Here is a 12047-nt window from a genome sequence, read left to right as displayed (position 1 = left end):
AGGTTGTACCGACTCACCTAAACTCTCAGGATGGAATTGAACAAAGCAGCATCGGTCGTGACGAAAGTTGGGCCATGGGCTTGGTGGCGCTCATGGTGGCACCGCCAATCGCCCAACAGACAAGACAGATACGCCAACTTGGCCCCAGTTGCCGCAGTGGTGCTTTTTTTAGCGGCCATCGCTACCGCATTTTGGTATCTGCGCGTCGAAGAGCTGGAGCGCGAACAAGAAGCCATCAAACGGGATGTGGAATACGCCCAACAAAGACTGCGCCTTCGGTTGTTGGAGCGGCAAGAACAGGTGATGCGCTTAGGGCGAGATGTATCCAACAAGGAAATTCGCTCAGATCAATTCATGTTGCGTGCTGAAGCTTTGGTGCAGCAGTACCCTGAGTTTTTGTCACTGACTTGGATCGATGAACGCCGACGCATCATCGCCAGCCAAAATGTGTCGAGCTTGTCATCCAATCACCCGATGAAAGCCGGTACTGTTCTGAAGGTGGATGAAACAGAAGCCCATTTCAGCCTGGCAAGAGACCTGATGCAGCCCATTTACGGGCAGTTCTACGTTGAATCGGACAGAGACGCACAGCTGTCAGTACTCCAGTTACACATTCCGCTGAGCAATGACCAGGGGCGTTTCAATGGTGTGATCTTGGCCGAGTACACCATGGAAGGCTTGCTGCGCTACGGCGTTCCGACCGAGGTTTTGGCGAAATATGCGGTGGCATTGCAAGATGGCAAAGGTCAACTTTTGGCCGGCCAAACCATTCCTGAGCGCATTGCCTTGTGGCGGATGTTGCCTGGCAGTGACAAACCCAACAACGACTATGAAGTCCCGGTTTCTCCTGTTGGCAATGATTTGATTTTGCGTGCCCAAGCCTGGAGAACTTCTCAAGGCTTGGTCGGCAGTGGTTTGTTTTGGCTGGTCAGTGTGCTGAGCGTGATGACCGCGTGGATGCTGATTGGGAATTGGCGCCACACCCGTCGGCGCATCCAGGCTCAAAAAGCACTCGTCGCAGAAACCAACTTCCGTCGTGCCATGGAAAACTCGATGCTAACGGGCATGCGGGCCCTCGATTTGCGCGGTCGAATCACCTATGTCAATCCGGCGTTCTGTCAAATGACCGGCTGGAGCGAGTCGGATTTGGTGGGCGCTGTCGCCCCCTTTCCTTATTGGCCAGACCAGGACCGTGAACTGTTGATGCGACGCCTCGAAGAAGAAATCAGTGGTCAACATTCGGCTGGAGGCTTTCAGGTTCGGGTGAAACGCAAAAACGGACAGCTGTTCGATGCGCGGATGTATGTGTCCCCTTTGATCGATGCCTTAGGCAAGCAAACCGGCTGGATGACCTCGATGACCGACATCACAGAGCCCAACCGCATCCGGGAGCAATTGGCCGGCTCGCATGAACGCTTCACCATCGTTTTGGAGGCCCTCGATGCCTCGGTATCTGTTGCTCCCTTGGGCAGCAAAGAGCTTTTGTTCGCCAACAAGCTGTACCGATTGTGGTTCGGGCAAGACACCGAGGGCCATCTTCGTTTGGTTCAGCAAGCTGGCGCCAGCGAAAGCTCTGAAAAGTCCTCCGCTTTGGACGATGTTGATGAAATGGCGGGTTTGCCCATCGACAGCATCACTGTGGCGCGGTCCGAAAACTCGGAAATCTTCATCACTGATTTGGGCAAATGGTTGGAAGTGCGTTCGCGGTACATCAATTGGGCAGATGGTCGTTTGGCCCAAATGGTCATTGCCAGCGACATCACGCCCCGCCGTCAGGCGGAAGAACTCTCTGCCCAGCAGGCAGAACGCGCTCAAAACGCCAGCCGTCTGATCACCATGGGCGAGATGGCCTCCAGTGTGGCGCACGAGCTGAACCAACCCCTGACGGCCATCAGCAATTACTGCAGCGGCATGATTACCCGTATCCAATCGAAACAAGTCAATGAGGCGGATTTGCTTTCGGCATTGGACAAAACCGCGCGCCAAGCGCAAAGGGCCGGACAAATCATTTTGCGCATCCGGAGCTTCGTCAAACGCAGCGAGCCCAACCGTACCCTGTCCGACGTGTCCGCCATGGTGAGCGAAGCACTCGAATTGGCTGAAATCGAAATGCGACGACGTCAAGTGCGTTTGACGCACCACATTGCGGCCCGCCTCCCGCAATTGTTGGTGGATCCCATCTTGATTGAACAGGTCCTGATCAACTTGATGAAAAATGCCGCTGAGTCGATTGACAACGCCAATCGTCCACCTGAGCAACGCCAAGTAGAACTCCGCATCGTACCCAAAACCATCGAAAACCAGTCGGTCGTGGAGTTTTCCGTCACCGACACGGGAACAGGCTTACCCCCCGAGGCCATCGAACGGGTTTACGAGGCTTTTTTCTCGACCAAGGTCGAGGGGATGGGGATTGGCCTGAATTTGTGCCGCAGCATCATCGAATCACACCAAGGCCGGATTGTTTCTGAGAACCTCTACAATGCCGGCGGGGTGACCGGTTGCAGGTTCTCCTTCTGGATTCCGGTCGAAGCCACTTTGACCACATAACAACCCACGGGGTAAATGAATGAGCTTGATTCCCAAAAAAGGCACTGTCTATGTCGTGGACGATGACGAAGCGGTGCGTGACTCCCTGCAGTGGTTGCTCGAAGGCAAGGATTACCGGGTGCGTTGCTTTGACAGCGCAGAGTCTTTCATCAGCCGTTACGACCCCCGCGAGGTCGCTTGCCTGATTGCCGATATCCGCATGGGTGGCATGACTGGCTTGGAGTTGCAGGACCGGCTGATTGAGCGCAAATCACCTTTGCCCATTGTCTTCATCACAGGTCACGGCGATGTACCGATGGCCGTGAACACCATGAAAAAAGGTGCGATGGATTTCATCCAAAAGCCCTTTAAGGAAGAAGAGTTATTGAGTCTGGTCGAGCGCATGCTGGACGAGGCCCGTGACGCCTTTGCCGAATACCAAAGTGCCGCCAGCCGTGATGCCCTTCTGTCCAAACTGACAGGCCGCGAAGCCCAGGTGCTCGAGCGAATCGTCGCTGGACGCCTGAACAAGCAAATCGCCGACGATTTGGGCATCAGCATCAAGACGGTCGAAGCGCACCGCGCCAACATCATGGAAAAGCTCAATGCCAACACGGTGGCCGACCTGCTCAAGATCGCGCTGGGGCAAAACGCACCCAAGGCCTGATTCGAATCCTCACAACTAAAACGCCCGCACCTGTCGGGCGTTTTGCATTTATTCACTGAATTTTTTGGTTTTTCACACATGACCGCACAACTCATCGACGGCAATGTCCTCTCCAAACAACTGCGCACCGAAGTTGCCGTCCGCGCACAAGCGCTCAAGGCCCAAGGCGTGACACCCGGCTTGGCCGTGGTGCTGGTGGGCGACAACCCGGCCAGCCAGGTTTATGTGCGCAACAAGGTCAAGGCGTGCGAAGACAGCGGTCTTCACTCGGTGCTGGAGAAGTACGAAGTGACCATGTCCGAGTCGGACTTGCTAGCGCGCGTGGAAGCCCTCAACAAGGACCCGGCCATCCACGGGATCTTGGTGCAATTGCCCCTGCCTTCGCACATCGACGCGCAAAAGGTGATCGAAGCCATCAGCCCGGCCAAGGACGTGGACGGCTTTCACATCGCCAGTGCAGGGGCCTTGATGACAGGCATGCCCGGCTTTTGGCCTTGCACGCCTTACGGCTGCATGAAAATGTTGGAGAGCATCGGCTACGACCTGCGCGGAAAACACGCGGTGGTCATTGGCCGCAGCAACATTGTGGGCAAACCCATGGCACTGATGCTGCTGCAAAAAGACGCCACCGTCACGGTGGCGCATTCGCGCACCCAAAACCTCAAAGCCTTGACCTTGCAAGCCGATGTGATCGTGGCCGCTGTGGGCAAGCGCAACGTGCTGACCGCCGACATGGTCAAACCTGGCGCAGTCGTGCTCGACGTAGGCATGAACCGCAACGACGAAGGCAAACTGTGTGGCGACGTGGACTTTGACGGCGTGAAACAAGTCGCCAGCCACATCACCCCCGTGCCCGGTGGCGTGGGCCCCATGACCATCACCATGCTGCTGGTCAATACCCTTGAAGCTGCCGAACGCGCCGCCAAGTGATACAAAGTATTGATTGAACCGATTTTTTGGAACGCCCATGAACAACCCCTTGCTCGACACCTCTGGCCTGCCCTTGTTTGACCGCATTGCCCCCGAGCATGTGGCCCCCGCCATGGACGAATTGCTGGCCGCTGCCGAAAAAGCCTTGGACACCGTGACCGCCGCCGACTTTCCGTCCGACTGGAAAGCCATCGCCCAGACCCTGGACGTGATCACCGAAAAACTGGGCATGGCCTGGGGCGCGGTCTCACACCTCAACAGCGTGGCCGACACACCCGAGTTGCGTGCTGCCTACAACGCCGCCTTGCCCCGTGTGACCGAGTTCTGGACACGCTTGGGCAGCGACGAACGCCTGTATGCCAAATACAAAGCGATTGACGCAGCCAGCCTGAATGCCGAGCAAACCCAAGCCCGCAAAAACGCCCTGCGGGGTTTTGTCTTGGGCGGTGCCGAGTTGCAAGGCTCGGCCAAAGAACGCTACGCCGCCATCCAGGAACGGCTGGCCGAGATCACGCAAAAGTTCAGCGAAAACACACTCGACGCGACCGATAAGTTTGCGCTGTACGTGAGCGAAGACGAGTTGAAAGGTGTGCCTGCCGATGTGGTTCAAGCCACTCGTGACGCAGCCCAAAAGGAAGGCAAAGAAGGCCACCGCTTGTCGCTCAAGATGCCCGTGTACTTGCCGGTGATGCAATTTGCCGACAGCGGCGCACTGCGCGAGCAGCTCTACAAAGCCTATGTGACCCGCGCCTCGGACCAAGCTCCCGAAGACGCCAAGCATTTCGACAACACCCCCTTGATGCAGGAAATTCTGGCGCTGCGCCAGGAAGAAGCCCGCCTCTTGGGTTTTGACAACTACGCTCAAGTGTCGGTCGTGCCCAAAATGGCCGAGTCGCCCGAAAAAGTCACCACCTTTTTGCGCGACTTGGCAGCCAAAGCCCGCCCCTTCGCAGAAAAAGACCTGGCAGATTTGCGCGAGTTTGCAGCCAAAGAACTGGGCCTGTCCGGGCCGCTCAATGCCTGGGACGTGCCCTACCTAAGCGAAAAACTCAAAGAAGCCCGCTACAGCTTCAGCGAACAAGAGGTCAAGCAGTACTTCACCGCGCCCAAAGTGCTGGCCGGGCTGTTCAAAATCATCGAAACCCTGTTTGAAGTGAGCATCCGCGCCGACCAAGCGCCCGTGTGGCACCCGGCCGTAGGCTTTTACCGCATCGAGCGCAACGGCCAATTGGTCGGTCAGTTCTACCTCGACCCACCAGCCCGCGCGGGCAAGCGCGGCGGCGCTTGGATGGACGATGTGCGCGGCCGCTGGCAGCGCCCCGACACGGGCGTGCTGCAAACGCCTGTGGCTCACCTCGTGTGCAACTTCGCCGAAGGCGTGAACGGTCAGCCCGCCTTGCTCACACACGACGACGTCATCACCCTCTTCCATGAGTTTGGCCACGGTCTGCACCACATGCTCACGCAAGTGAACGAGCGCGATGTTTCGGGCATCAGCGGTGTGGAATGGGACGCGGTTGAGCTGCCCAGCCAGTTCATGGAAAACTTCTGCTGGGAATGGTCGGTGCTGCGCCACATGACCGCCCATGTGGAAACCGGCGAACCCCTGCCCCGTGCGCTGTTTGACAAGATGTTGGCCGCCAAAAACTTCCAAAGCGGTCTGCAAACCCTGCGCCAAATCGAGTTTTCGCTGTTCGACATGCTGGTGCATTCAGAACACGACCCGGCGCAAGACTTCATGCCGCTGTTGCAGCAGGTGCGCGACGAGGTGGCCGTAATGCGCCCCCCAGCATTCAACCGCATGGCCCACACTTTCAGCCACATCTTTGCAGGCGGTTACGCGGCTGGTTATTACAGCTACAAATGGGCCGAGGTGCTGAGCGCCGATGCTTATGCCGCATTTGAAGAAACTGCGGCAGACGACGGCACACCCAGCGTGGAAACGGGTCGCCTTTACCGCCAAGCCATTTTGGAAGCGGGTGGCAGCCGCCCGGCACTGGAGTCGTTCAAAGCCTTCCGTGGGCGGGAGCCGAGCCTCGACGCTTTGCTGCGCCACCAAGGCATGGTGGTGAACTGACCAAGAGCTTCAGCGAGCACGCTATAGACTGCACGCGTCATCTTGCGTGCCAGTCAACTCAGTACAAATGGGATCTTGTCACCTCAAAGTGACTGGGTGAGTATTGCTGCGCATGCTCGAAAACCCCAGTCTCAAACGGTAGCCAATGTGTTGACGCTATTGAGTAATGGCAGTTATAGTGTCATTTAATTCATAGTCACTCGTTGTCTTCTTGAACTCAAGATTCGCCCGACCGTCTCCAAACTGAAAGCGACCATGCCATGACGAAATGTCGCACGATCTGGACCACCGGACAGGTGATGGCTGGGGCCACAGTCTGAACCCAATAAGCGCCATGTCGATCCTCAGAAAACTCGGCGTTCACTTATAGGAATAGGCTCTGGTGTGCGCATTTTTCTCCAAAAATCATGGGGTATCCAATGTCGATCAAAAGCCTGTTGATGCCCATTGTTTCTGCGCATTTGATGTCGCGGGATCGCCTGCTCAAAGCCCGAGCGAAAGCTGAGCGGTTGCGTCGAGCACAAGGTGAGCCACACCGTCTCTACTACTTCCATCAGGTCGATGACCCCTACAGCGCACTTTTTGCTTCTCGTTTGAGCGCTTTGCTTGCGCGCTACGACATCGTGCTGAGCGCGCATGTGGTCGGTCCACCCTCTGAATCGGCCGCCCCCGACCGCGGGCGTTTGGTGGCCTACAGTCGCGTAGACGCTCAGCGTCTGGCCCATCGCCACGGTCTGAACTTCACCGACCCAGGTGAGCAGCCAGCCCATCAGGTACAAGAGCGTGTTACCCGAAGACTGGTGGCGGCCGCAGAGCAAGGCCGTTTTGTTGAGGCGGCTGAAGCCTTGTCGGCTTCACTTTGGCAAAACACCGTCGCGCAAGACACCCTTGGGCAGCATGAAGCGGCATGGCCCGAAGCCAGCCCAAGCCAAACAGTGGCACATCTGGCCGACGCCAACGCCATGCGGCAACGTTTGGGCCACTACTTGGGCGCAACGCTTTATTACGCCGGCGAATGGTATTGGGGCATCGACCGACTACACCACCTGGAGCAGCGGTTGCAGGACGTTGGTGCGCAGCGGCCAGGCGTATCAGGATTCCTTTTTCCATTGGACGCGGATCTCGCAAAACCTGTGGACTTGTCCCACCCTGCGCCGATTGATTTCTTTTTTTCCTTGCGCAGCCCCTACTCAGCCATCGTCGCCGAGCGGGTGTTCAAACTCGGACGCTTGACCGGCGCGCCTGTTCACCTGCGTTATGTGTTGCCTATGGTGATGCGGGGTTTGCCAGTGCCCAGCGAAAAACGTCGGTACATCAGCTTGGATGCGGCACGGGAGGCGCATCTTCGTGGTGCCGCTTATGGCCGGATTAACGACCCTGTGGGTCGCCCTGTCGAACGAGGTTTGGCGCTGATGCCCTTGGCCGAGCGATCGGGTCAGGGACAGGCATATGTCCTCTCGTTCTTGCGCGGGGTTTGGGCCGAAGGCATCGATGCAGGCAGTGACCGAGGCCTCAGGCTCATCGCTGAGCGGGCCAACCTGTCCTGGACAGATGTTCAAAAAGCACTGCAAGATGAAACATGGCGCCAAATCGCCGAAGCCAACCGTGCCGAAATGCTCGGATTGGGCTTGTGGGGCGTCCCCTCTTTTCGTGTCGCTGATACCGCCGTCTGGGGACAAGACAGACTGTGGGCCATCCAGCAGGCACTCCTTCAAAACGCCTCCTTTTCTTCTCAGGACTCGACCTCATGAAACTCGCGATCAACTACCTATTACGAGCACTTTGTTTGCTGGCCTATGCGCTGGCTTTGGCCAAACTCGCCGGCCTGGTGCCTGAGGGCTCATTTGACCGTGTCACCACCGTGGCGTTGGTGCTGTTGGTTCTACATATGGGTGAGCTGCTGCTGATGTCGAAACATGTGCGTCTGTACAAAGGCCCTTTGGCGGTCAGCGTTCTGCTCACGCTGCTCTTTGGCTTGCTCCATTGGAAACCCTTGGCCGATGAAAAAGCCAAATCAGACCGCGCGGCTTGACACCATGAAAACCACAACCCTCAAAATTGGACTGCTGCTCTGTTTAACCTTGGCCACATCGGCGTGGGCAGCCCGGCCAACCCGGCCCAACATCGTGGTGTTGGTCGCGGACGACTGGGGCTTTAGTGACGTGGGCGCTTTTGGTGGTGAAATTGCCACGCCCAACCTGGATAACTTGGCTCAACGCGGTGTTCGTTTTTCTAACTTTCATGTCGCCGCATCGTGTTCGCCCACTCGGGCCATGCTGCTGACCGGAGTTGACAACCACCGCAATGGTCATGGCAACCTGCGCGAAACGATGCCTGGCGCACACTTGGGCCAACCCGGCTACCAGGCCACGCTCACAGCCAACGTTGTCACCGTGGCGAGTTTGCTTCAAGCCCGCGGTTACCGTACGGCCATTACCGGCAAATGGAATGTGGGCAACGAGCCAGAAAATCTGCCCAACAGGCGCGGCTTTGACCAGTCTTTCGTGATGGGCGATACCGGCTCGGATAACTGGGAGCCAGAAAAACGCTACCTGCCCCATAACGCCAAAGTCAATTGGTTTGAAAACGGTTTACCGCCGGTATTGCCCAAACAGTTCTACACCACGACGTTCTTCGTTGACAAGGCCATCGAATACATTTCAACCGGTCGGAATTCTGGTCAGCCTTTCTTCGCGTATGTGGGCTTTCAGGCCAACCACGTCCCGGTTCAAGCACCGCAGTCTTTCATCGATAAATACAAGGGCCGTTACGACGGCGGCTGGACTGCCCTGCGCGAAGCGCGCCGACTCAAAGCGATCGAATTGGGATTGGTACCCAAAGACACGCCCATGGTGACCATGAGCACGACACGCGACTGGGCCGCCTTGAGCGACAAAGAGAAACGTTACCAAGCCCGCCTGATGGAGGTTTACGCGGCGATGGCCGACGCTCTCGACCATGAAGTGGGGCGACTGATCGCACACCTGAAATCCAGCGGTGAATTTGACAATACGGTGTTTGTGTTTCTGTCAGACAACGGCCCCGAAGGTTCTGATTACAAAGAAGCAGACCTGTGGCTGCGCATGAATTACACACGCGATTTGGACCGATTAGGGGGCCCTGGTGCCTATGTGGTCCCAGGCCCATCCTGGAGCAGCGCCTCGGCATCGCCCTTCAAAGGCTTCAAGTTTTACGCCAGCGAGGGCGGCATCCGCTCCCCCTTGATCATCAGTGGGGTCGCTACCCATTCGGCACGCAACCAAGTGCATGCGGGCCTGACCCATGTCACCGACATCGTGCCTACCCTGCTGGACTTGGCCGGGGTTGAACATCCCGGCAACCGTTACCAAGGCCAGCCCATTGAAGGGCTCACCGGACGCAGTTTGTTACCTGTTTTGGCAGATCCCAGCGTCCGTGTGCGCAAATCAGATGAATCGATTGGCTATGAACTGGCAGGCAACAAGGCCTTGTTCAAAGGGGATCTGAAGTTGGTGTGGGATAACCCACCCGTGGGCGACTCGCAGTGGCGTCTCTACAACTTGAGTGTTGATCCCGGAGAGACAAAAGATTTACAAAAAGAACTGCCAGAACAGTTTGCTGCCATGCAGATTGAGTACGCTGCTTGGGCCAAGGCCAATGTCGTGCTGCCCATGCCCGAGGGGTACAACCCCGTCAAACAGGTGTTCATCAACTCGGTCATGAACTATTGGCTACCCACCTATTGGCCGCATGGTGTGGTGATTGCATTGGGTTTGTTGGGCTTGGGCATCGTCTTCAAACGCCGCGCGCAACGCCGAAAGTTGGCATGACGCACCTTGGCTACTTCAACAGCCCTTGGCCTTGTGAAGACGGTGATCCACAAAGGCTGCAGCGGCCTTTGAGTGGTGCGGGCTTGGGCGTTCGGGTTGGCGAGGAATTACAAGCCACCAAGCGGCGCACCTTGATGTCCACGATGACTGTGCTGGGTGCACCAGGCGAAGTCTATTTGCTCACACACACCGCATTGCGGGCTCAAGTGGGCTTGTCGACCACATCGCGGGTGGAGATGATCGACCCACAAAGTCTCAAGCCCATCCACCGCTCTCCCCCGCTCAAAGGTGGTCCCATGTGGCCAGGCGGCATGGCCATTCACCGCAATGGTGATCTCTATGTTGTGTATGGCAACCACGCCCACCGCTTGAATCGACAGTGCCAGCTGCTGGCCAGCCATGCTCTGCCCATGAAAGAAGCCTACAACGCCTTCGTCATACTGGACAACGGCTTAATCGTCACCAAAAACTTGTCGGCCAGCACACCTGCCTGCTTGACGGTGCTGGACCCAGACACATTGCAACCCGCGTGCGCTGATCTTCGGTGTCCCGAACCGTCTATCGCGCGGTTGAGTGCCATGGGCAACACGGTCTATGTGGTGGGTGTGCGCAGCATTTTTCGTTACCACTGGGAGACAGGGCAGCACAAACTGGTGCGAGATCCCGACTGGCACTTTGACTACATTGGGCAAAGCCGCCAAACCTATGGATGGGACGTGGTGCTCGACGGCGCGCAGGCCTGGTTCATGGACAACGGCCAGCACCGCTACCGATTCCGAATGGTTGGTGCAGGCGTCAGCCGGACGGCCAACCGGCTCATCCGAGTTACTCTGTCTGATGCGCAAGACCATCAGATGCTGGAAGTATCGGGTTTGCTCGGCGGCAGCATCACCAACCCGCCTTTGGTCGACTTGCAAAGTCGCACGGTGGTCGCTTATGACTCGGCCAATTCAGTGCTGCAAGCCTGGCGTTTTGACGAACCATTGCATCGCTTGACGCCCCTGTGGCGCAAAGCCCCCTTCGGCGCAGCCAGCCACATGCTCTTGTACCCTGATACGGGCGAGCTGGTCGTCAACGATTACCGCCAACACGGTGAGGAGGTGGTGGTTCTGGACATCGCCAGTGGTTTTGAAAAAGGCCGTGTCCGCTTGGGTGGTCTGATGCAAGGGGTGGTTTTCCCCAGCCCTGGTTGGGGGCGGGATTTTTATTGGTCGTCAATGGGCCAGTTGGCCAGGGTCTCTATCGCATGAAAAAAACAATTCTGATCACCGGCGCTGGCAGTGGCATTGGGCTCGACACAGCCTTGGCGTTGGCTGCACGCCAGCACCGCGTCATTGCCACCACCTTCGACGAGGCCCAAGCGCAAACCCTCCAGGCCATGGCCTTGACGAAAGGGCTGTCCTTGGAGGTTTTCAAGCTTGACATCACCTCGCCGCAAGACCGCGAGAAAATCCTCTCGCTGGAGTTGGACGTGTTGATCAACAACGCAGGTGTGGGCGAATCGGGCTCACTGGCCGAGGTGGATATCGATCGCATTCGCCATATTTTTGAGGTCAATGTCTTTTGCACCTTGGCCCTGACTCAGTTGGCCCTGCGGGGCATGATCAAGCGTCAAAGCGGCACGGTGCTTTTGGTCAGTTCGATTGCAGGCCGCATTCCCATGCCTTTTTTGATGCCGTACTCGATGAGCAAGTTTGCCTTGTCTGCGGCGGGTGCGGGTTTGCGGGAAGAACTCCAACAATTGCGATGTGGCGTGCATGTGGCGCTGATCGAACCGGGTGCGATCCACACCGGGTTCAACCAAGCGATGACCGACAGCAAATACGCCTGGATGGGCAAGCAGTCGTATTTCGCAGCACATGTTGCGCGTTTGAAGGCAGAAGAAAAACGCACATTTCAATTCTTGGAGGCCAAAACCACGAAGTCCATCGTCTCGCAAATCGTGAAAGCCACTGAAGCCAACAAGCCCAAGCTGCGGTACGTGGCACCCTGGATCCAGGGATTCGGTGTTCGCCTTGCTCGCATTTTTGGAGTTTGA

At 57.2% G+C, this 12047-nt stretch carries 9 protein-coding genes; all 9 read left to right on the top strand.

Going from position 1 to position 12047, the window contains the following annotated elements:
* Positions 1-30 precede the first annotated feature (30 nt).
* Positions 31-2547 (top strand): PAS domain S-box protein, encoded by a 2517-nt coding sequence (locus SWE17_RS00880; RefSeq protein WP_322991250.1) that lies wholly within the window; start codon positions 31-33, stop codon positions 2545-2547.
* Positions 2548-2566: 19 nt separating this feature from the next.
* Positions 2567-3193, top strand: a complete 627-nt coding sequence (locus SWE17_RS00875; RefSeq protein ID WP_322991249.1) for a response regulator transcription factor — start codon at positions 2567-2569, stop codon at positions 3191-3193.
* Positions 3194-3271: 78 nt separating this feature from the next.
* Positions 3272-4123 (top strand): bifunctional methylenetetrahydrofolate dehydrogenase/methenyltetrahydrofolate cyclohydrolase FolD, encoded by an 852-nt coding sequence (gene folD, locus SWE17_RS00870; protein WP_322991248.1) that lies wholly within the window; start codon positions 3272-3274, stop codon positions 4121-4123.
* A 37-nt stretch (positions 4124-4160) separates the two neighbouring features.
* Positions 4161-6200, top strand: coding sequence for a M3 family metallopeptidase (locus SWE17_RS00865; protein WP_322991247.1), 2040 nt, complete (start codon positions 4161-4163; stop codon positions 6198-6200).
* Between the two features lie 440 nt (positions 6201-6640).
* Positions 6641-7951 (top strand): DsbA family protein, encoded by a 1311-nt coding sequence (locus SWE17_RS00860; protein ID WP_322991246.1) that lies wholly within the window; start codon positions 6641-6643, stop codon positions 7949-7951.
* Positions 7948-8232 carry a hypothetical protein gene (locus tag SWE17_RS00855; protein WP_322991245.1) on the top strand — a complete coding sequence of 95 codons (285 nt, stop codon included), beginning with the start codon at positions 7948-7950 and terminating at the stop codon, positions 8230-8232. Before SWE17_RS00860 ends, SWE17_RS00855 begins: the two co-directional genes overlap by 4 nt.
* A gap of 4 nt (positions 8233-8236) precedes the next feature.
* Positions 8237-10009: an arylsulfatase gene (locus SWE17_RS00850; RefSeq protein ID WP_322991244.1), complete on the top strand. Its 1773-nt coding sequence runs from the start codon at positions 8237-8239 to the stop codon at positions 10007-10009.
* Entirely contained in the window at positions 10006-11259 is a 1254-nt protein-coding gene (locus tag SWE17_RS00845; RefSeq protein WP_322991243.1) for a hypothetical protein, read from the top strand. Before SWE17_RS00850 ends, SWE17_RS00845 begins: the two co-directional genes overlap by 4 nt.
* The gene (locus SWE17_RS00840) at positions 11256-12047 is read left to right on the top strand and encodes an SDR family NAD(P)-dependent oxidoreductase (protein ID WP_322991242.1); all 792 of its coding nucleotides are present in this window, start codon (positions 11256-11258) and stop codon (positions 12045-12047) included. The genes SWE17_RS00845 and SWE17_RS00840 overlap by 4 nt, the downstream gene beginning before the upstream one ends.

This window comes from Limnohabitans sp., from assembly GCF_034680285.1.
Lineage (GTDB): Bacteria > Pseudomonadota > Gammaproteobacteria > Burkholderiales > Burkholderiaceae_C > Limnohabitans_A.
This window is presented reverse-complemented; position numbering and strand designations above follow the sequence as displayed.